The organism is Nocardia sp. NBC_01730 (assembly GCF_035920445.1).
Taxonomy (GTDB): domain Bacteria; phylum Actinomycetota; class Actinomycetes; order Mycobacteriales; family Mycobacteriaceae; genus Nocardia.
On the sequence record NZ_CP109162.1, the window covers coordinates 2,976,508 to 2,997,045 of the forward strand.

A 20,538-nucleotide genomic window follows, 5' to 3' on the forward strand; every position below is an offset into this window, starting at 1 on the left:
GCGTGCGGCCCATTTACGCCTCCTCGTGGTGCAAATACACGCCGTCGCGACCGTCGTGCTCGGTGAGCAGCACCGAGATGTCCTCGGACCGGTTGGTCGGCACGTTCTTGCCGACGTAGTCGGCGCGGATCGGCAGTTCACGGTGACCCCGGTCGATCAGTACCGCGAGCTGCACACCACGTGGACGGCCGAGATCGCGCAGGCCGTCGAGCGCGGACCGGACGGTTCGACCGGAGAACAGGACGTCGTCGACCAGCACGACCAAGGCGTCCTCGATACCGCCCTCGGGCACCGAGGTGCGCTCCAGCGGCCGGTGCGGCCGGCTGCGCAGGTCGTCGCGGTAGAGGGTGATGTCGAGGGAGCCGAGGGCCGGGCGTACGCCGGAGAACTCCTCGATCTTGTCGGTGAGCCGCGCGGCCAGCGTGGTACCCCGGGTCGGAATGCCGATCAGCACCACACGTGGCGGGTCCGTCTCGGCCGCGTCCACCGCGGTCTTCTCGATGATCTGGTGCGCGATGCGGGCGATGGTCCGACCGACATCGGAAGCCGACAACAGCTCCCGCCCCGCCGCCACCCACTCCAGGGTGTGTCGCTGCGATGTCTCGCCGGCGCCGGACTTGGCGGCCCGCTCTTCTTCGGGCACAACCATGCCGACCTCCTTCCCCGCCTCACCGGACGGTCCGTTAAAGGATGTCTTACGGCAAGCAGCCTAGCAGCGCCTGTTTCCCCGCTTTCACCAGGCATATCGCGCTGTGAGCCAGGCCACGGGCGCGGCTGTTGGCCCAGCTCTCCCGCGACTCCCTCACACTGAGGACTAGTACATACGTTCGATCGACGATACGCTTCCAGGCATGTCGACACCGCTGCAGGGATCGCTGCTCGACGGGTTCGGTACGACCGAATTCGGGCCGCTGCGCGAGGTCCGCCGGACCGTGCTGAACCACCGCGCCTGGGTCGATGTACTGCCCGGATGGCTCTCCGGCGCGGACGCATTGTTCGACCGACTGGTCGAGGATGTGCCATGGAAAGCCGAGCGCAGGCCGATGTACGACCGGGTGGTCGACGTGCCCCGGCTGCTGAAGTTCTACGAGGAACACGAACCGCTGCCGGATCCGGCACTGGCCGACGCACGCACGGCGTTGAGCGACCATTATCGGCGCGAGCTCGGCGAGCCGTTCCGGACGGCCGGGCTGTGCTACTACCGAGACGGGCACGACAGCGTCGCGTGGCACGGCGACACCTCCGGCCGAGGTGCGACACACGACACCATGGTCGCGATCGTGTCGATCGGGGCGCCGAGGGCGCTGCTACTGCGGCCGCGCGGCGGCGGTGCGAGCCTCAAATACCTTGTGGGACATGGTGATCTGCTGGTCATGGGCGGCTCGTGCCAGCGGACGTGGGAGCATGCCGTGCCGAAGACACGCAGACCCGCCGGGCCGCGGATCAGCATCCAGTTCCGTCCACGCGGCGTTCGGTAGTTCGTTGCCCGAACGCATTCTCACGTGTCACTGCTCGTATCCATGGCGTGAGCGAGCGAACAGCAAGCACGGCCGAACATCGCTCGGTCATGACTGAGCCGAGCGCCGGCGAGGCGTAGGCGTGCGCGGTTACGCCGCGCGCAGCACCGATTCGACGAGTTCACGGACTCCGGCCAGCAGCCGATCGGCCTCGCCCGCGCGGACCATGCGCGGAACCAGCTCGCCGCTCAGCGAGCCGAGCAGCAGCCGGCCGACCACCTCGGCGTCCAGATCCGGACGCGCCGCACGCAGCAGCGTGGTGATGTGGTTGTCCCAGAACGCGTGGAACTCCGCGGTCCGTGGATGCGGAGGCACGGTGCTATAGGCGACCATCAGCTCGGAATTGTCGATCACCAACCGCGCCATCGCATCGAAGTAGGCGAGCAGGCGCGCATCGGCGGGTGCGCCGGGCCCCAGCGGTGGCGGGCCGCTGGTGATCGCGTTCATGAGAGTGAGCGCGCTCTCGGCGACCATCTCGTACAGCAGCCCGGCGCGATTGCCGAAACGATGAAAGATTGTGCCCTTCCCCACGCCGGCGGCGGCCGCCACACGGTCCATGGTGATCGCCTCGGCGCCGTGCTCGGCGAGCAGCGCGGTGGTCGCGTCCAGGATCGCGCGCCGGTTGCGCGCCGCATCTGCCCGTTCCCTGGGTCGCCCGTCGGTCATCGCTCCCGCTTTCATTGACAAGTTGACCGTCGGTCCATATCGTTAGCGAACACAACTGGACCGACAGTCAACTTATGGAGTTCGTGATGCAGGCAATCGTAATGACAGAGACCGGAGGACCGGACGTCCTCGTCGCCACGGAGGTCCCGGCCCCGCGGGCAGGTACCGATGAGGTGGTGATCCGCGCCGAGGCGATCCCGGTGCTGTTCCCGGAGACCAAGCTGCGCTCCGGCGAGTTCCCGCTCGGTGCGCGGCCGCCGCTGGTGTTCGGGTTCCAGGCCGTCGGCGAGGTCACTGAGGTCGGCGCGAACGTCGATCCCACTCTGATCGGGCAGCGAGTCGCCGTGGGCACCAAGGGTTTCGGCGCCTATGCCGAATTCGTCGCCGCGCAGGCGGATTCCGCGGCGCCGATTCCGGACGGATTGTCCTCGGTGGACGCGGCGGCGGTGCTGATGAACGGATCGGTGGCGATTCCGCTGCTGGAGACCGCCGCGCTCACCGGCGCCGAGACAGTCCTGATCGAGGCCGCCGCCACCGGCGTCGGCAGCGCCCTGACCCAACTCGCCAGGGAGTACGGCGCGGCCCGCGTGATCGCGACGGCCGGTGGTCCCAGGAAGGCGGAACAGGCCCGCAAGCTCGGCGCCGACCAGGTGATCGACCATCATGACCCGGCGTGGATCGCCCGGCTGCGCGAAGACCTCGGCGGCGCAACCGTGGACGTGGTCTTCGACTCCATCGGCGGCACGACCGCCTTGGACCTACTCGACCTCATGACGCCTCTGCGCGGCCGGATGCTGGGCTACGGCTGGCTGTCCGGCGCACCCGCGCAGGTATCGGCGAGCGATCTGATCATGCGGGGCCTCACCTTCACCGGTTGCGCCGGACCCGTCTGGCTGGACCGGGTAGGCCGGGCGCGCGTCGGCGTTCTGGCCCTCGCGGCCGAGGGCAGACTGGATCCGCTGGTCGAGGCGGTGCTTCCGCTTGACCAAGCGAGCCGGGCACACCGGCTCCTGGAGGATCGGACGCCGCTGGGCAAGATCGTGCTGCGTCCGGGGCTCGGCGGCTCGTAAGACCGGCTATGGCGTCCACGCGGCCGTCCGTAAGGAGGGGCGACGCGATTACAGAACGGCGCGAGCTGGCGGCAACCGTCGTTAGGGTGGTTTCGTGCGGACTTCTCTGGGACCTCATATCTGTGCAGCCAATGCGCTGACAGCGCGATGGTGTGCGGAGATCCGCGAGGGCGACTTCGTGGTGTCCGGAGCCGGGGTGTGGCCGTTGCTGGCGTTGCTCGCTTCAGCGGCCGAAGGTCCGGCGCGGGACAAGTTAGCGGAGGCGGTCGGAGTGCCCGCGGAGGCGGGACAGGACGGAGCGCTGCGGTTGCTGCGCGACTTCGACCGCGCGGAGGCGATCTCCGCGGCGCTCGGAATGTGGGTGCGCCATGATCTTCCGCTGCACGAGGCGTGGTCGGGGCGGTTGCCCACAGGCACCGTCGCACGGTTGGCCGGGCAAGACGTGCTCGACGCCTGGGCGGCCCGGCATACCGACGGGCTCATCGAGCGGTTCCCGCTCGCGGTGGATCCGGACGCGCTGCTGATACTCGCGACGGCGCTCGTCGCGAAGACCCGGTGGCGCATTCCGTTCGAGGTCGGCACACTGCTGCCGAAGGACGGCCCGTGGCAAGGACATCGCGGACCCGGGTTGTCGCGCACGAGCAATGATCTGAGCAACGCCGCGATCCTGGACGGGTCGGAGCCCGTCACACGTGTCGTCGTCGAGGGGGTCGCCGACCTCGACGTGCACCTCCTGCTCGGCCGGGGCGCTCCCGGTAACGTCCTCGGAACGGGTCTGGCCGCGTTGGCCGACGCGGTGCCGATCCGCACCGATCTGCCAGTCGGCATCGACGCGCCGGGGCTGACCGTGCGCACCGAGGCGGTCATGTCGAACACCGACCAGCTGCGGATCCGGCTGACGCCCTTCGAGATTCGATCGAGGCATGATCTGCTCGCCGGATCCGACCTGTTCGGGCTGGTCACCGCGACCGACTGCACCCGTGGCCATTTCCCCGTGATCTCCACAGTGCCGCTGTGTGTCGGCCAGGGGGCCCAAGAGGTGCTCGCACGGTTCACGCACGAGGGTTTCGAGGCCGCCGCGGTGACCGCGCTATCCCTGCGCTACGCCAGTGCGGCACTGCGGCGGCAGCGCGTGACCGTTGTCTCCGCGACATTCGACCGGCCGTTCGGCTTCCTCGCCGTGCACCGGCCGACGGGCATGGCGGTCGTCGCGGGATGGGTTGCCACGCCGCCGGATTCGGCGCCCGCTACCGACAGTTCGCGGTAGCCGGAAAGGTCCTGGAGCAGATCGCATAGCCTGGCACGGGACGGCGGGCGGTGGGTGTCAGGCCGGACGGCGGGCGAAATCCGGTGCGTGCTCCGGCAGGGCGCCGCGGGCTACCAGGAACGGTAGGACGCTGCGCAACACGGGAACTCGGCGCAGGATGCGGACCGGAAGTGGTGCGCGCGGGGCGGTGGCGATGTCGATCCGTCCGTCGAGGGCGGGGGCGATCGCACCGGCGTGCAGGACGCGCTGCATTCCCTGCGTCACGACGGTGGGGAAGGTCCTCCGTCGCTGCACCTTCGCCAAATCCCCGGCCCCGACCGTGCCGGAGAGCAACGGTGGGGCCAGAATTCGCGCCGCCGCCACGGCGTCCTGCACCGCCAGGTTGATGCCGACACCGCCGACCGGGGACATCGCGTGGGCGGCGTCACCGATGCAGAGCAGACCGTTGGCATACCACCTGGTGAGGCGGTCGAGCTTCACCTCCAACAGCTTCACTTCGTCCCAGCTCGTCAACGCGTCGACGCGGTCGCGAAGCCAGGGCGCGGCGTCGGCCATGGTGCGCATGATGTCCTCGACCGGACCGCGCCGCGCGACCTCGTCGGCGCCCTTGGCGATCAGCGTCCCACACTGCCAGTAGTCGCCACGGTCGAGGAAGACCGCCGCGCGGTGGGCGGTGACGATCGGAAGCGCACCCGCCGGGTCGGTCTCGGTGCGCGGCAGGCGAAACCACCACACGTCCATCGGGGTGGGCCACTCCCTGCTCGGCAGTCCCGCGGCGGACCGCAGCACCGAGGCGCGTCCGTCGCAGGCCACGGTGAGCTCGGCCTCGATCGTGCCGGTCGCGCCATCGGCCGTTCGGTAGGCGACGCCGCCCACCTTGCCGTCGGTCCAGATCAAGTCGGTGGCCTCGGTGGTCATCCGCAGCCGGAAGGTCGGCTCCGGCTCGGCGGCGCGTGCGAGCAGGTCCAGCAGATCCCATTGCGGCACCATGGCGATGTACTTGTGCTTGCCCGGCAGGTTCTTCAGCGTGGCCAAGGTCTGCATGCCGCCCGCGGTCGGCAGCTGTACCTGGTCCACCTTGCGCGCCGGCAGTTTCGCGAACTCCGCGCCGAGGCCCAGCTCGTCGAGCAGGTCCAGCGTGGTGGGATGCACGGTGTCCCCGCGGAAGTCACGCAGGAAGTCCTTGTGCTTCTCCAGCACGGTCGCGTCGACGCCGGCGCGCGCCAGCAGCAGTCCGAGAATCATTCCGGCCGGCCCACCGCCGACCACCAGGCAGGTCGTGCGTTCCATCGACTGTCTCTCCCTCGGTCGCCGCCGCAAAGGTGTCGCCTGCTCAGGCAAATCCTAGTGCGAGGCGAGCCGCGACGGACCGGATCGAGGGGTCCGCGCGGAACTCAGCCGATGTCCCTGCGCAGGACGAAGAAGTACGGCTCGGTCACACCGCGCAGATCCATCACAGCAAGCAGGGTGTGCTCGTCCGCGCGCCGGAAGTGATCGATGATCGGCAGATGGTCGTAAACCATCGCGGCACTCGTCACGCCGCGGTACTCGACGTCGCGCAAACGCGCTGTGGGCCTGCGAGTTAGCAGTGCGGGACGGAGGTAGGGCAGCATCCTGCGCATAGCACGCACACCCGACAGCGGCACCCGCCCGGCCAGCCCGAGCGGAATCCGGCGCGGATCGACAGGGAACACAGTGCCGCGCGCGGTGAAGAGCAGCGGGTGCACGTCGTCCGGCCCGTCGAACTGCTTGCCATACCACCCGGAGGCGACGAGTACGCCGTCGAACGGATGCCCGGTAGGCAGTTCGTCGCCGCGCCAGCGTCCGGTCGTGACCTCCTCGACCCGGGCCGCAGGCAGCCGATCGAACAGCGCCCATGCCTCCGCCGTAGTGCGGATGTTCATCGCATTCAGCTCGTTCGCGGCCATGGCTTCACTCCTCACGGATAGCAACATTGCGAGAGATACCCTATCTGTCTCTCGGGGCGGCACGTCCATCGGAAACCGACCGACCTCGGGCAGATGTTGTCCAGCTCACCGGACGCGAACCGCGGCAAGCGGATGACGGCCAGAAGAGGCCGGCGATGTTGCCATCCAACTCGCATCGGCCATCCAGCGCGGGTGCGGCCCAGCCCTCCGGCGGACCCAGGCCGAAGGCCAAAAGGCCCAGCCGAAATATTGCATGATGGCGGGTGTGTCTCAACAGGTCGACTCCTCCGAGCGGAACCCGTCCTCGCGGGCCATGACGCCGTCATCCGGCCCGAAAGGACGGCTCGGCGTCCTCGATTGGGTCCGGCTCGCACTGTTGCTGGCCGGACTGCTGTGCGTGCTCACCGGGCTGCTGCCGCGCACGGAGGCCGCCGCGAACATGCGCCGCATCGGCCCGCTACTGCTGTTCCTCGGCAGCGTGATCGTGCTGGCCGAGCTGACCAGGCAGGCCAAGGTCTTCGACGTCATCGCCCATCGCCTCGCGATCCTCGGTCGCGGCCACTACCCGGCGCTGTTCTTCCTGTGCGTGCTGTTCGCCTCGGCCACCACGATATTGCTGAACCTCGATACCACCGCCGTGCTGATCGCGCCCGTGATGCTGGCGCTCGCGGCGCCCGCCGGGATCCCGCCGCTGCCGTTGGCCATGACCACTCTGTGGCTGGCCAACACCGCGAGCCTGCTGCTGCCGGTCTCCAATCTCACCAACCTGCTCGCCGCCGACCGGGTGGCACTGACCGCGACCGGGTTCGCGTCGAAAATGTGGGCACCGCAACTGGTTTCGATCGCCGTGACGATGCCGTGCCTGTGGATCTGGTATTGGCGGCGCGGACGACGCCAGGCGGACCGTTACGTGCCACCCCAGCCGATCCGCCCAGCGAACTTCCGGGAGCGTGCCCTGCTGTTCACCACGGCGGGAGCATGCCTGCTCTTCATCCTCGCGATCCCTGTCGTCGGCGACCGAATCGGCATCGCGGCCGCCATCGCCGCCGCCATCGCGGTGGCGGCCTTCGCCGTGTTCGACCGCACCACGCTGCGGCTGTCGCTCATCCCGTGGCAGCTGCTCGTCTTCGTGATCGGATTGTTCCTGGTGGTGCCAACCCTGAGCCGATACGGCCTCGATCACCTGATGCGCGCACTGATCGGCACCGACCCCGGTTCGGCAGGCGCCTACCGGTCCGCGGCGGCAGGCGCTGCCCTCTCGAACCTCGCCAACAACCTTCCTGCCTACACCGCCGGCGAGGCAGTCGTCCCCGCGGCGAACCGGAATCAGCTACTCGCGCTGCTGATCGGCACCAACATCGGCTCGGTCGTCACGCCGTGGGCCTCGCTCGCCACGCTGTTGTGCCTGGAATTCTGCCGGACGCACAACGTGCGCGTCCCCATGCCGCGATTCGTCCTCACCGGTATCGCCCTCGCCGTCGTCGCCACGACCGGCGCGGTCGCGGCACTGATGGTCACGGGCTAGCGCTGGTGCGGCCCGTGGCGTAGGCGAGAGCGTGTCCGCCCGCCGCGGTGATCGAGGCGGCAACGTCGTCGAGCTTGTCCGCCGGCGACGAAAGCCGCACACAATACGATCACGCGCCGAAATCGATACGCGGCAAGATCACAGAGTGTCGGCAGAACCGAACTCAGTTCGGAGTGGTGATCTCCCACTCGTAGACCGTAAGTTCCGAGGAGCCGGTCGTGTGCACGGGATCAGCGAACGCGATCTCCCGTGCGATGTCGAGGTTCTCGGCGAAGATGACGTACGCGCCGCCGGTGTCGTCGGTGAAACGGCCACTCTCCTGCAGCCGCCCCCGCTCGACGAGCTGTTTCAGGAACTGCTTGTGCGGCTCGATCACAGCGGTATCGAACCGCGGCGTCCGCATCACCAGCACGAGGTACTTGTTCACGACTCGGGCTCCTGGCACGGAGCGCGGGTCGCGGCAGCCGCGGCGCGCACCTGCGGCGCCACCAGAACGACCTGGCCGAGCACACCGTTGACGAAGGACGGGGAGTCATCGGTGGACAGCTCCTTGGCCAGCTCCACGGCCTCGTCCACGGCCACCACGGGGGGGACGTCGCCCGCGTGGAACAACTCCCACACCGCGATGCGCAGAATGGCGCGGTCCACGGCCGGAAGCCGCGACAACGTCCAGTCCTGCAGATAGGACTCGATGGTGCCGTCGACCCGGTCCAGGTCATCGGCGACGCCCTCGACCAAAGTGCGCGTGTAGGCGTGCACCGGCGCGACCGCCTGGTCTCGGGTGGCCAGCTCGGCCCGCTCGTCGAGCAGATCGGCGGCATCGATGTCCCTGGCCTCTGCCTCGAACAGCAGGTCGACCGCCCGGCGGCGGGCCTTGTGCCGCGCGCCGAGTTTTTTGAACGAGGACTTCTTGTCCACGGGCTGTTCCGCCACGGTCACAAATCCCGGTCGCCGCGTCGGGCGATCAGGCGTTGACCCGGCCGAGATAGCTGCCGTCGCGCGAGTCGATGCGCAGCTTGTCGCCGGTGTTGATGAACAGTGGAACCTGCACCTCGGCGCCGGTTTCCAGGGTGGCGGGCTTGGTGCCACCGGTGGAGCGGTCACCCTGCAGGCCGATGTCGGTGTGCTGCACCACGAGCTCGATCGACACCGGGAGCTCGACGTACAGCGGCGCACCCTCGTGCGTGGCCACCTGCGCGGTCATGTTCTCGAGCAGGAACCGGGCACCGTCGCCGATGGTCTCCTCCGAGATGGAGATCTGGTCGAAGGTCTCGCCGTCCATGAAGACGTAGTCCGAGCCGTCGTGGTAGAGGTACGTCATGTCGCGGCGGTCGACGTTGGCGGTCTCCACCTTCACACCGGCGTTGAAGGTCTTGTCGACCACCTTGCCGGACACGACATTCTTCAGCTTGGTCCGCACGAACGCGGGGCCCTTGCCTGGCTTGACGTGCTGGAACTCGACGATCTGCTGGAGCTGACCGTCGATCTTCAGCACAAGGCCGTTCTTGAAGTCGCTGGTGTCCGCCACTGTCCTCGGATCTCCTCGTTCTACCACTCGGTCTAGGGCCGACCGGCGTCAGTCGACGACGGTCAGGTCTTTGCTGGTGTGGGTGAGCAGCTCCGGGCCCCCTTCACGCACCACGAGCGTGTCCTCGATCCGGACCCCGCCGCGGCCGGGAAAGTACACACCTGGTTCGACGGTCACCGCCACGCCAGACAAAAGTGTACCGGTTCCCGTTTTCGCGATTCCCGGCGCTTCGTGGACCCGAAGCCCGACCCCGTGCCCGAGACTGTGCACGAACAGCTTGCCGTGCCCAGCTGCCTCGATCACCGACCGCGACGCCGCGTCCACGTCGGCGACCTGCACCCCTGGTCGCAGCGCCTCGCGACCCGCGCGCTGCGACTCCTCGACCAGCGCGTACACCTCGCGCTGCCAATCGGTCGGCGCGCCGAGCACGAAGGTGCGGGTCATGTCGGAGTGGTAGCCGCCGACCACCGCGCCGAAGTCCAGCTTGACGAAATCGCCGACGCCGAGCACGGCTTCGGTCGGGCGGTGATGCGGGACTGCCGAATTCGCTCCGGTCGCCACGATCGTCTCGAACGCGACCGCTTCGGCGCCGTGCTCGAACATGGCCCACTCCAGGTCCCTGGCCACCTGACGTTCGGTGCGGCCGGGGCGCAGCGCGCCGCGCTCCAGCAGCGTGGCGAGACCCGCGTCGCCCGCCGCGCAGGCCGCCCGCAGCTGGTCGACCTCGTAGGCGTCCTTCACCATGCGCAATTGCTCCACCAGGCCGGGCGTGGCGACGAACTCCAGGCCGGTGCACTGTTCGAGGTAGCCGCGGTGCTGGTCGACCGTGACGACGTGGCTCTCGAAACCGACCCGGCCGAGTTGCCATTCCCCCGCCAGTTCCACGATCCGGCGGGCAGTGGCCCGTGCGATCTCCGCGCGGAGGTCCGGCACCTGCTCCGTGACCTGCGTCCGGTAACGCCCGTCGGTGCCGATCACCGTGCGCTCCTCGGCATTGCGTGTATCCCAGGAGCACACGAGCAGCGCCGCGTTGGACCCGGTGAATCCGGTCAGGTACCGGATATTCACCAGGTCGGTGACGAGCAGCGCATCGACCCCGTTCTCGACGAGCAGACTCCGCAGCGCACCGCGGCGCGCGGCGAAATCTGGGCGGAGCGGCGGGGCGTGGTCAGCACACATGGAACCAAGCTACCGCCGGAATGTCGCGATATGGCCACTCAACACGTACGGCCGGGCCCTGGTACTTCCACGACGGATGCCTGGTCACTGCTCTGGGTCGCGCCCGCTGCCTTCGGTTCGAATCGTCCGCTGTTCACAAATCGAGGGGTTGTCCACATTTGGGCGTGGGCGGTTGATCGGGGTGGGCGGGCGGCGGAGGTTGGAGATATGTCCCCCATCGTGTTCGCGCTACTGACCGGGTGGTGTTCGGCGTTGAGTGTCATCGACCTCAGACATCGGCGTCTGCCCGATGTGCTCACCGGCTGGGGCGCGGCGGGCATTTTCGGATACGCGCTGTGCACAGCGCGATTCACATCCGCGCTGCTCGGCGCGGTGCTACTGGCCGTGCCCTATCTGGTGATTCATCTGGTCGCCTCCGCCGCATTCGGTGCGGGTGATGTGAAGCTCGCGGTCGGGCTCGGCGCGGTGGCGGCCTGCGGCGGAGCGCAGGCCTGGGTGTGGGCGGCTATCGCGGCTCCGGTCCTCACCGCCTGCGCCGGTCTGGTCCTGCTGGCCGTCCGCCGGATGCGGGCGCGCGACACCGGTCGATGTCTCGTTCCGCACGGCCCGGCCATGTGCCTGGCAACCCTGGTCGCGGTCCTCCTCACCAACTGGCCGGCATGATGACTACAGGCCCACGCCCGCCTCCAGAGCTCACCCGCCGCGTGAGATCTCCGGGCCGCCCACATGGACGAGAATCTATGCCCGTAAATCGAGAGCCACTACCGCGCTGGTTCGGCACTCGGCCCCTCCATGGCTTGCAGCCAGCGATCTATGCAGTCCAGGAGTTCGTCGGGGTCGACGGGTTTGGTGATGTAGTCGGTGGCACCGGATGCCAAGCTTTTCTCCCGATCGCCTGCCATCGCCTTAGCGGTGACCATGATGATGGGGAGCCTGTCGAAGCGCGGCATCTTCCGTATCGCCGCGGTGGTGGCGTAGCCGTCCATCTCCGGCATCATCGCGTCCATCACGATCACGTCGACGTCCTGGTGGGCCCGCAGCATCTCGATGCCCTCCCGCCCATTGGGCGCCTGCTCGACGGACATCCCGTTCAGTTCCAGTATTTCCGTGATCGCCAGGACATTGCGCGAATCGTCGTCGATGAGCAGGACCTTGCGCCCCTCCAGCCCGGGCTGCCCTATCCGCTTGGGTGGTGTTCCGAGCTTCGTATGGTGGGGATTGGTCAGCAGCAGGATGAACCGTTCGCGAAACTCATCCGGCGAAGCCAGCAGTTCGACCCGATGGTCTCGGGCATCCGCCTCGGTAAGCCGTTCCCGGTCAGGACCTAGCTCACGGACCGGATGCGCAAGCAGCGGAATGCTTCTCGCGTCCGTGCCCTCGGCAAGCCCGCGCAGGAACTCCGGCGCGGACAGGCCCGGCAGGCTCGCGTCCAACAAGACGCACCGATATGGACAGGCAGGCAACACCTTCAGTGCCTCGTCGAGGGTACCGACGGATTCGATGCGGACCGGCCCTGTGGGGTCCGCCAGTGCCGCGCCGACCCCGCGGACAAGCCGGCTCAGCGGCCTGTCATCCTGGTCTTCGACGACCAGCACCGAACGATCCATAAGCTTCGATCGCGCCCTCGAGTGGGTGGTGATCTCCGGATGTGGCGTCACCGGCAGGTAGAGCGTGAATGTGCTGCCGACGCCGAGCTGGCTTTCGGCCCGAATCTCGCCACCGAGCAAGTTCGCCACCTGCCTGCTGATCGACAGGCCGAGGCCGGTGCCGCCGTATCGACGACTGGTGGTGCCGTCGGCTTGCTGAAACGCGGCGAATATTGTCTCCAGGTTCTGCTCGGCAATACCGATTCCGGTGTCGCTCACGGAGAACGCAATGTGGTTGTCCAGCCGCCGCACTCTGAGCCGGATCATCCCTTTATCGGTGAACTTGACCGCGTTGGACAGCAAGTTGCGCAGCACCTGACGCAGCCGCTGCTCATCGGTGTTGAGGCGGGCGGGAACGGCCGGCTCGACATCGACGTCGAACTCGAGGCCCTTCTGGCTGGTGAGTGGCTGGAACGTGGTCTGCACGTACTCCAGCAATTGCCGCAGCGGAACGGGCTCCTTTTGAAGGTCCATCTTCCCCGCCTCGACCTTGGACAGGTCGAGAATGTCGTCGATCAACTGCTGCAGTTCCTTGCCGGCGGACTGGATCACGTTGGCGAACTCGACTTGCTTCGGGGTCAGATTCCGGGTCGAATTCTGTGTCAATATGCCCGCCAGGATGAGCAGGCTGGTCAACGGTGTGCGTAGCTCATGCGACATGTTCGCGAGGAATTCAGACTTGTATTTCGACGCCAACGCAACCTGTTGGGCTCGTTCTTCGATTTCCTGCCGATTCTGTTCGATTTCGAAGTTCTTCATTTCGATATCGCGGTTCTGGCGGACGAGCAACTCTGCCTTTTCTTCGAGTGCCGCATTGGAGTGTTGCAGTTCTCCCGCGAGTCGCTGCGATTCCTCAAGCAGGGAGTCGGTGCGCGCATTGGCCATGATCGTGTTGACATTCACGCCGATGCTTTCCATCAGCTGTTCGAGAAAATCTTGCTGTACGACCGTGAACCGGCTGAAGGAGGCAAGTTCGATCACGCCGAGCACCTGGTCCTCGAACACTATCGGCAGCACGATCAGGTTGACGGGCTCTGCGCCACCGAGACCGGAGGAGATCCGGACGTATTCCGGCGGTGTCCGGTCGACCACGATCGCCGTTTTGGTCAGCGCCACCTGGCCGACCAGCGACTGGCCGAGCTCGAATACGGTACCGTCTTCCTTGCGCCCGTAGCCCGCGATCAGCCGCAGCTGGACGCGTTTGCCTTCTGACTCCATGAAGAAGAATGCGCCGTATTGGGCGCCGACAAGCGGAGTGACCTGGTTCATGATCAGCTGGGCGACGGCGCTGAGATCCCGGTGTCCCTGCAAACGTCCGGATATCCGAGCCAGGTTGGTATTGAGCCACGCCTGCTCTTCATTGGTGCGGGTGGTTTCGCGTAGGGAGTGAACCATCGCGTTGATATTGTTCTTGAGCTCGGCGACCTCACCTTTCGCCTCGACGGCGATCGACCGGGTGAGGTCTCCGGTCGCCACCGCGCTCGTGACCTCGGCGATGGCACGCACCTGACGGGTCAGGTTGCCTGCCAGTTCGTTGACGTTCTCTGTCAGACGCTTCCACGTTCCGGACACGCCCTCGACCTCGGCCTGTCCGCCGAGCCGGCCGTCCTTGCCCACCTCGCGTGCCACCCTGGTCACCTCGGCCGCGAACGAGGACAGCGTGTCGACCATCGTGTTGATGGTGGTCTTGAGCTCCAGGATCTCGCCGCGCGCATCGACGTCGATCTTCTGCGACAGGTCGCCGCGCGCGACCGCCGTGGTGACCTGGGCGATGGAACGAACCTGGCTGGTCAGGTTGCCCGCCATCGAGTTCACATTGTCGGTGAGATTCTTCCAGGTGCCTGCGACATTGGGCACCCGCGCTTGCCCGCCGAGTATGCCTTCGGTGCCCACCTCTCGCCCGACGCGGGTGACCTCGTCGGCGAAGGAGGACAGGGTATCGACCATCGTGTTGATGGTGTGCGCCAGCGCGGCGACCTCACCCTTGGCTTCGACGGTAACTTTTTGTGACAGGTCGCCGCGTGCCACCGCGGTGGCGACCTGGGCGATGGAACGAACCTGGTCGGTCAGGTTGTCCGCCATGACATTGACCGACTCGGTCAGACCCTTCCAGGTACCGGATACACCCTTCACATCGGCTTGACCGCCGAGCCGTCCCTCCGTACCGACCTCGCGGGCGACACGGGTGACCTCGTCGGCGAACGAGGACAGGGTATCGACCATCGTGTTGATGGTGTCTTTCAGTTCGAGGATTTCCCCTCGGGCGTCCACCCGGATCTTCTGCGACAGGTCGCCGCGTGCCACTGCAGTGGTGACCTGGGCGATGGAACGAACCTGGTCGGTCAGGTTGTCCGCCATGACATTGACCGACTCGGTCAGACCCTTCCAGGTACCGGATACACCCTTCACATCGGCTTGACCGCCGAGCCGTCCCTCCGTACCGACCTCGCGGGCGACACGGGTGACCTCGTCGGCGAACGAGGACAGGGTATCGACCATCGTGTTGATGGTGTCTTTCAGTTCGAGGATTTCCCCTCGGGCGTCCACCCGGATCTTCTGCGACAGGTCGCCGCGTGCCACCGCAGTGGCGACCTGGGCGATCGAACGAACCTGGTCGGTCAGGTTGTCACCCATGAAGTTCACCGACTCCGTCAGGTCCTTCCAGGTACCCGAGACACCCAGCACCTGGGCTTGACCGCCGAGCTGTCCTTCGGTGCCGACCTCGCGGGCGACGCGGGTGACCTCGTCGGCAAACGAGGACAAGGTGTCGACCATGGTGTTGATCGTCGACTTCAGCTCCAGGATCTCGCCGCGGGCGTCCACGGTGATCTTCTGCGACAGGTCGCCCTTCGCCACCGCGGTCGTCACCTCCGCGATCGACCGGACCTGTGCCGTGAGGTTGCCCGCCATGACGTTCACCGATTCGGTGAGGTCCCGCCATGTTCCCGACACGCCGGGCACCCTTGCCTGGCCGCCCAGCCGTCCCTCGTTCCCCACTTCCCTGGCGACACGCGTCACCTCGTCGGCAAACGCCGAGAGCTGGTCCACCATCGTGTTGATGGTGATCTTCAGCTCCAGCAACTCTCCTTTGACATCCACAGCGATCTTCTGCGACAGGTCGCCCTTCGCCACCGCGGTGGCCACACCGGCGATGTCGCGGACCTGAGCGGTGAGGTTGTCCGCCATCGCGTTCACCGACTCGGTCAAATCCTTCCAGGTGCCCGACACCCCTGGCACCGAAGCCTGGCCGCCGAGCTTGCCCTCGGTGCCCACCTCCCTGGCGACGCGGGTGACTTCGGTGGTGAAGAGCGAGAGCTGGTCCACCATGCCGTTGAAGACGGTGGCGATCTCGTCCAGCAGCGGGTCGCCGACCTCGGGCAGGGACCGCCGGAAGTCACCGTCGCGCACCGCCTTGAGGCCGTCCAACAAGGGCTGTAGACGTTCGTCATTGCTGCTTACCAATTCCGTGGTCGCGGTGTCCTGGACCATCGGTATACCTGCCTAACTTCGCCTGTCCAGCCGGTCAATGTCCGAGGTCGACCTCGAAACAATCCTGGCCGGCGGCGACCCGCCGGATGGCATCCAGTAGGTCGTCGAACATTCCGGTCTTGAGCACCAAGCCGGCACCGCCCGCCGCGATCACCCGGTCGACCATGGCCCGGTTCGCATCCCCGGTGAAGATCAGCACCCTGGTCTCCGGGGACACCGTGTGTAGCCGCCTGATCGCATCGATCCCGTCTCCATCGGGCAGCCGGCGGTCGAGCAGAATGACGTGCGGGTGGTATCGGCTCGCAGCACTGATCGCGTCCTCTACCGACCTCGCTATTTCGATGACCTCGATGTCGTCGACGAGTTCGAAGGCGGAGTCCAACGCCATCACCACCATGGGGTGATCTTCCGCCACCAGCAGCCGTGTACGGCCAGGGTCGACACCAGCCGACATAGACGCAAGCTTACGTCGATGCTGGTTCGTTGCTGCCGGATTTTTACGAGTTGTACTTCTGATCGCGATTTCGTGATCGTAATTTCATCGTCGCAAGATCCAGATCGCTCTGCGACCCAGATGTCGAGTTTTCGATCTCGCATCGACGATTTCGAGCGCGGTGGACACCATGCGCGGCCGCACGCTCGTGATCTCTTGTGGGCCGGCGTGGCCGATGCCGCAGGTATGGCGGCAGTACCCGCCGTCTCGGCGGGCCACGTTCCTGAGCACCCGCGTCGACATGGGAAGATGAATAGCGTGCTGCGCTGGATAACTGCCGGAGAATCCCATGGTCCCGCTCTCGTCACGATCCTCGACGGGATGGTGGCCGGCGTCGAGGTGACGTCCGACGAGATCTCCGCGCAGCTGGCACGCCGCAGGCTCGGGTACGGGCGCGGCGCACGGATGAAGTTCGAGGCCGACAAGGTCACCGTCGTCGGTGGCGTGCGGCACGGGCGCACCATGGGCGGCCCAGTGGCCATCGAGATCGCCAACTCCGAATGGCCGAAGTGGACCACGGTGATGTCCGCCGACCCCGTCGATCCGGCCGAACTCGCCGACTTGGCCCGCAATGCCCCGCTGACCCGACCGCGTCCCGGGCATGCCGACTACTCCGGCATGCTCAAGTACAACTTCGACGACGCCCGCAATGTCCTGGAGCGCGCCAGCGCACGGGAGACCGCCGCCCGCGTCGCGGCGGGCACCGTCGCGCGCAACTTCTTGCGCCAGGCGTTCGGCGTGGAGGTCGTCTCGCACGTGGTCTCCATCGGCGCGGCGCAGAACACCACCGGCATCGTGCCGACTGCCGCCGACCTCGCCGCAGTCGACGAGAGCCCGGTGCGCGCGTTCGACAGGGACGCCGAGGCGGCGATGATCGCCGAGATCGACGCGGCCAAGAAGGATGGCGACACCCTCGGCGGCGTGGTCGAGGTGGTCATCGAGGGCCTCCCGGTCGGCCTCGGGTCGTTCACCAGCGGCGAGAACCGTCTGGACTCGCGGCTCGCCGCCGCGCTCATGGGCATCCAGGCCATCAAGGGGGTCGAGGTCGGCGACGGCTTCGAGACCGCGCGCCGCCGCGGCAGCCAGGCGCACGACGAGATGCGGCCCGGCCCCGACGGCGTGCTGCGCTCCACCAACCGCGCTGGCGGGCTCGAGGGCGGCATGACCAACGGCGAGGCGTTGCGCGTGCGCGCCGCGATGAAGCCGATCTCCACCGTGCCGCGCGCGTTGTCCACCGTCGACATGACCACGGGCGAGGAAGCCGTCGCCATACACCAGCGCTCCGATGTGTGCGCCGTACCCGCAGCGGGCGTGGTCGCCGAATCGATGGTGGCGCTGGTCGTTGCGCAGGCCGCGCTGGAGAAGTTCGGCGGCGACTCGCTCACCGAGACCCTCGAGAACATCACCGGCTACGTCCAGCGCATCAGCACTCGCCCCCACATGTCGGCGGACAGTCGGCCACAATGATCGTGCAGACCGACCCGCGCACACCGCGCGTGGTGCTGGTCGGACCGCCTGGGGCGGGGAAATCCACGATCGGCCGCAAACTCGCCAGGGAACTCGGTGTCGAGCTGTACGACACCGACGCCGGGATCGAGCGCGAAACCGGTCGCACGATCCCGGAGATCTTCGTCGAGGACGGTGAGCCCGAGTTCCGCAGGATCGAGGAGGGGGTGGTGCGCCGCGCTATCCTGGCCGAACGCGGGGTCGTCTCGCTCGGCGGCGGCGCCGTGTTGTCCGCGAACACCAGGGCGTTGCTGCGCAACCGCACCGTCGTCTACTTGGAAATCAGTATGGCCGAAGGGCTTCGGCGCACCGGGGCGAGCACGCAGCGACCGCTGCTCAACGGCGCGGATCCCGCCGCGAAGTACCGGGAACTGATGCGCACCCGCCGCCCGCTCTATCGTGAGGTGGCGACCGTGCGGGTACGCACCGACAGCCGCAGCCCTGGGCGCGTCGTGCGGATGATCATGACCAAGCTCGACATGGAGCCGGTCGAGCCGACCACGGCCGAGGCGGATCCCGAGCAGCCACGCACCGGAATCCCGCAGGGCAGCAGCCGATCCCGGGCCCGACGGCGCGCCAGAGCCCGGGCCGCCACGCAACGCAGGGCCGCCGAACAGAGTGAGACCACCGACGCCGGGGCGGGTCCTGCGCCGGAATCCGGTGTGCCCCTCCGGCCGCGCCGCGCTCGCAGGGGCACCGCGAGCGAGCCCGACGCCGCGGGCGTGTCCGGATCCGGGGACGCCTCGGCGGCCAGCGGCCGAACCAGGCGCGGCCGCGCACGGCGCGCCCGCGCACGGACACCCCAACAGTCAGCGACAGCAGCAACAGAATCGGAGCAAGCCACGTGACAGAGCCGAGTCGTCTCGAAGTCCGGACCGCCGACCCGTACCCAGTGATCATCGGCCGCGGGTTGCTCGGCGAACTCGTCGAGTCGGTCCGCGGCGCGACCGCGGGTGTACGGACCGTGGCGATCTTCCACCAGCCGCCGCTCACCGAGACCGCCGAGGTAGTTCGGAAGGCTTTGGCCGACAACGGCATCGACGCACATCGCATCGAAATCCCGGACGCCGAGGCGGGCAAGGATCTGCCCGTCGCCGGGTTCTGCTGGGAGGTGCTCGGACGCATCGGCCTGACCCGCAACGACGTCGTGGTCAGCCTCGGCGGCGGCGCGGCAACCGACCTGACCGGCTTCGTCGCCGCCACCTGGATGCGCGGGGTGCGGATCGTACATGTCCCGACCACGCTGCTGGCCATGGTCGACGCGGCCGTCGGAGGCAAGACCGGCATCAACACCGAGGCGGGCAAGAACCTGGTCGGCTGCTTCCACGAGCCAGCGGCCGTGCTGGTCGACCTGGCCACGCTGGAAACGGTGCCGCGCAACGAGATAGTGGCGGGTATGGCCGAGATCATCAAGGCTGGTTTTATCGCCGACCCGGTGATCCTCGACTTGGTGGAGCGCGACCCGGAGGCCGCGCTCGACCCGACCGGCGAGGTGCTTCCCGAGCTGATCCGCCGCGCGATCCAGGTGAAGGCCGATGTCGTCGCCGCCGATCTGAAGGAGGCTGCCCTCCGCGAGATCCTCAACTACGGCCATACCCTCGGCCATGCGATCGAGCGGCGGGAGCGCTACCGCTGGCGGCACGGCGCGGCGGTCTCCGTGGGGCTGGTTTTCGCCGCCGAGCTAGGCCGCCTCGCGGGCCGTCTCGACGACGCTACCGCCGACCGGCACCACGCGATCCTGACCGCCGTCGGGCTGCCGACCAGCTACGACGCCGATGCCCTCCCCCAGCTGCTCGATGCGATGCAGACCGACAAGAAGACCCGGTCGGGCGTGCTGCGGTTCGTCGTGCTCGACGGCCTCGCCAAGCCCGGCCGTCTGGAGGGACCGGACCCGGCCCTGCTGGCCGCCGCGTACTCGGCGATCGCCCGCGAGGACGGCCCGAGCGGCGGCGCGGTCCTGCTGTAGAGCGCGGCCGTGCCACCGCGACCGGCGCACGGCGCTCGACCCAGGTGATCCCACCCGCCGTGCCGACAGCTGCACGCATGGGCCGCAGGCCCGCGCGGGTGGCGCGGCCGACCGGTGCACTGGGCTGCTTCCGCCCCCGGATACGAGAACGGCGCGGCCCTGAACCTGGGCCGCGCCGTTCTTGTCGGGTCAGAGCGCGATCGCGTGCGCGTGCGGCGGCGTGGACCGCTTGGCGCCCCGCCGTTCGGCCAGGATCCGGCCGATGCCGACACCGATCAGCGCGGGCACGAAGATCAGCAGGATGATGAAGGACGCGCCCGCGGTGAGCTCGAAGAGCAGGCCGTTGTCACCGAGGTCGAACCGCGGCAGCCAATCCAGGATCCAGGCGACCAACCCGCTGCCGACACCACCAGCGACGGCCGCTTTCAGCCAGCGCAGGGTCAGATCGGAACCGCGATCCGGATCCGATCCGGCGGAACGGTCCGCGCGGCCATCCAGCAGACCCCAGGACACGATGGCCCCGACCAGCACGATCAGACACAGGATGCGCATCAACGCGCCATGCGTAGGCCAATTCACCATCCCGAACCCGAGCACGGTACGCAGGACCACCACCACCGCGCCGAGTACGGCGGCCCGCAACACCCAAGCATTCATGCCGACCACCATAACCTCGAGCTACCCGGATCGAAACTAGAACTCGTATCAGTATCTCCGTCGTTCTGCCTAGTCCGCCCGCCGCGCGGGAGCGGCACCCG

18 protein-coding genes and 1 pseudogene are annotated in these 20,538 nt (G+C 67.6%); 8 read left to right on the top strand and 11 right to left on the bottom strand.

Features of this window, described 5'->3' with window-relative positions; all coding sequences use genetic code 11:
• Positions 1–13: 13 nt before the first annotated feature.
• Positions 14–649, bottom strand: a complete 636-nt coding sequence (gene pyrR / locus OHB12_RS11365; protein WP_327118774.1) for a bifunctional pyr operon transcriptional regulator/uracil phosphoribosyltransferase PyrR — start codon at positions 647–649, stop codon at positions 14–16.
• 202 nt (positions 650–851) lie between these two features.
• Here pyrR and OHB12_RS11370 point away from each other — a divergent pair, with 202 nt between their 5' ends.
• Positions 852–1,478: an alpha-ketoglutarate-dependent dioxygenase AlkB gene (locus OHB12_RS11370; RefSeq protein ID WP_327118776.1), complete on the top strand. Its 627-nt coding sequence runs from the start codon at positions 852–854 to the stop codon at positions 1,476–1,478.
• A 129-nt stretch (positions 1,479–1,607) separates the two neighbouring features.
• On the opposite strand, the gene OHB12_RS11375 is transcribed toward OHB12_RS11370, so the two are convergent.
• The gene (locus tag OHB12_RS11375) at positions 1,608–2,183 is read right to left on the bottom strand and encodes a TetR/AcrR family transcriptional regulator (protein WP_327118778.1); all 576 of its coding nucleotides are present in this window, start codon (positions 2,181–2,183) and stop codon (positions 1,608–1,610) included.
• A gap of 101 nt (positions 2,184–2,284) precedes the next feature.
• Here OHB12_RS11375 and OHB12_RS11380 point away from each other — a divergent pair, with 101 nt between their 5' ends.
• Complete coding sequence (locus OHB12_RS11380; RefSeq protein ID WP_327118780.1) at positions 2,285–3,253, top strand: quinone oxidoreductase family protein; 969 nt, start codon at positions 2,285–2,287, stop codon at positions 3,251–3,253.
• A gap of 94 nt (positions 3,254–3,347) precedes the next feature.
• Complete coding sequence (locus OHB12_RS11385; RefSeq protein ID WP_327118782.1) at positions 3,348–4,520, top strand: serpin family protein; 1,173 nt, start codon at positions 3,348–3,350, stop codon at positions 4,518–4,520.
• A 57-nt stretch (positions 4,521–4,577) separates the two neighbouring features.
• On the opposite strand, the gene OHB12_RS11390 is transcribed toward OHB12_RS11385, so the two are convergent.
• Both OHB12_RS11390 and OHB12_RS11395 read right to left on the bottom strand, forming a co-directional pair.
• A complete protein-coding gene (locus OHB12_RS11390) occupies positions 4,578–5,810 on the bottom strand; it encodes an FAD-dependent oxidoreductase (protein WP_327118784.1) in 1,233 nt (410 codons plus the stop codon).
• Between the two features lie 104 nt (positions 5,811–5,914).
• Entirely contained in the window at positions 5,915–6,448 is a 534-nt protein-coding gene (locus OHB12_RS11395; RefSeq protein ID WP_327118785.1) for a DUF4334 domain-containing protein, read from the bottom strand.
• A 256-nt stretch (positions 6,449–6,704) separates the two neighbouring features.
• Here OHB12_RS11395 and OHB12_RS11400 point away from each other — a divergent pair, with 256 nt between their 5' ends.
• Positions 6,705–7,973 carry an SLC13 family permease gene (locus OHB12_RS11400; protein WP_327121026.1) on the top strand — a complete coding sequence of 423 codons (1,269 nt, stop codon included), beginning with the start codon at positions 6,705–6,707 and terminating at the stop codon, positions 7,971–7,973.
• A gap of 163 nt (positions 7,974–8,136) precedes the next feature.
• Here OHB12_RS11400 and OHB12_RS11405 read toward each other — a convergent pair whose 3' ends face one another.
• The 4 genes from OHB12_RS11405 to OHB12_RS11420 are packed head-to-tail and all read right to left on the bottom strand — an operon-like array spanning position 8,137 to position 10,680.
• Entirely contained in the window at positions 8,137–8,400 is a 264-nt protein-coding gene (locus OHB12_RS11405) for a YciI family protein (protein ID WP_327118786.1), read from the bottom strand.
• Positions 8,397–8,906, bottom strand: coding sequence for a transcription antitermination factor NusB (gene nusB / locus OHB12_RS11410; protein ID WP_327118787.1), 510 nt, complete (start codon positions 8,904–8,906; stop codon positions 8,397–8,399). Before nusB ends, OHB12_RS11405 begins: the two co-directional genes overlap by 4 nt.
• A 31-nt stretch (positions 8,907–8,937) precedes the next feature.
• A complete protein-coding gene (efp, locus tag OHB12_RS11415) occupies positions 8,938–9,501 on the bottom strand; it encodes an elongation factor P (protein WP_327118788.1) in 564 nt (187 codons plus the stop codon).
• A gap of 48 nt (positions 9,502–9,549) precedes the next feature.
• Positions 9,550–10,680, bottom strand: a complete 1,131-nt coding sequence (locus OHB12_RS11420) for a M24 family metallopeptidase (protein ID WP_327118789.1) — start codon at positions 10,678–10,680, stop codon at positions 9,550–9,552.
• A gap of 207 nt (positions 10,681–10,887) precedes the next feature.
• On the opposite strand from OHB12_RS11420, the gene OHB12_RS11425 reads away from it, so the two are divergent.
• Complete coding sequence (locus OHB12_RS11425; protein WP_327118791.1) at positions 10,888–11,343, top strand: A24 family peptidase; 456 nt, start codon at positions 10,888–10,890, stop codon at positions 11,341–11,343.
• 98 nt (positions 11,344–11,441) lie between these two features.
• On the opposite strand, the gene OHB12_RS11430 is transcribed toward OHB12_RS11425, so the two are convergent.
• A complete protein-coding gene (locus OHB12_RS11430; protein ID WP_327118793.1) occupies positions 11,442–15,815 on the bottom strand; it encodes a HAMP domain-containing protein in 4,374 nt (1,457 codons plus the stop codon).
• 34 nt (positions 15,816–15,849) lie between these two features.
• Positions 15,850–16,269 (bottom strand): response regulator, encoded by a 420-nt coding sequence (locus tag OHB12_RS11435; protein WP_327118795.1) that lies wholly within the window; start codon positions 16,267–16,269, stop codon positions 15,850–15,852.
• A gap of 297 nt (positions 16,270–16,566) precedes the next feature.
• Here OHB12_RS11435 and aroC point away from each other — a divergent pair, with 297 nt between their 5' ends.
• The 3 genes and pseudogenes from aroC to aroB all read left to right on the top strand — a co-directional run bounded on the left by aroC (position 16,567) and on the right by aroB (position 19,780).
• Positions 16,567–17,775: a chorismate synthase gene (aroC, locus tag OHB12_RS11440; RefSeq protein WP_327118797.1), complete on the top strand. Its 1,209-nt coding sequence runs from the start codon at positions 16,567–16,569 to the stop codon at positions 17,773–17,775.
• A pseudogene (locus tag OHB12_RS11445) lies at positions 17,772–18,290 on the top strand (shikimate kinase); the annotation flags it as partial. The gene aroC and the pseudogene OHB12_RS11445, both read left to right, overlap by 4 nt.
• Before the next feature lie 368 nt (positions 18,291–18,658).
• Positions 18,659–19,780 carry a 3-dehydroquinate synthase gene (gene aroB, locus OHB12_RS11450; RefSeq protein ID WP_327118799.1) on the top strand — a complete coding sequence of 374 codons (1,122 nt, stop codon included), beginning with the start codon at positions 18,659–18,661 and terminating at the stop codon, positions 19,778–19,780.
• 189 nt (positions 19,781–19,969) lie between these two features.
• On the opposite strand, the gene OHB12_RS11455 is transcribed toward aroB, so the two are convergent.
• Positions 19,970–20,437, bottom strand: a complete 468-nt coding sequence (locus OHB12_RS11455) for a B-4DMT family transporter (RefSeq protein WP_327118801.1) — start codon at positions 20,435–20,437, stop codon at positions 19,970–19,972.
• Positions 20,438–20,538: the final 101 nt, after the last annotated feature.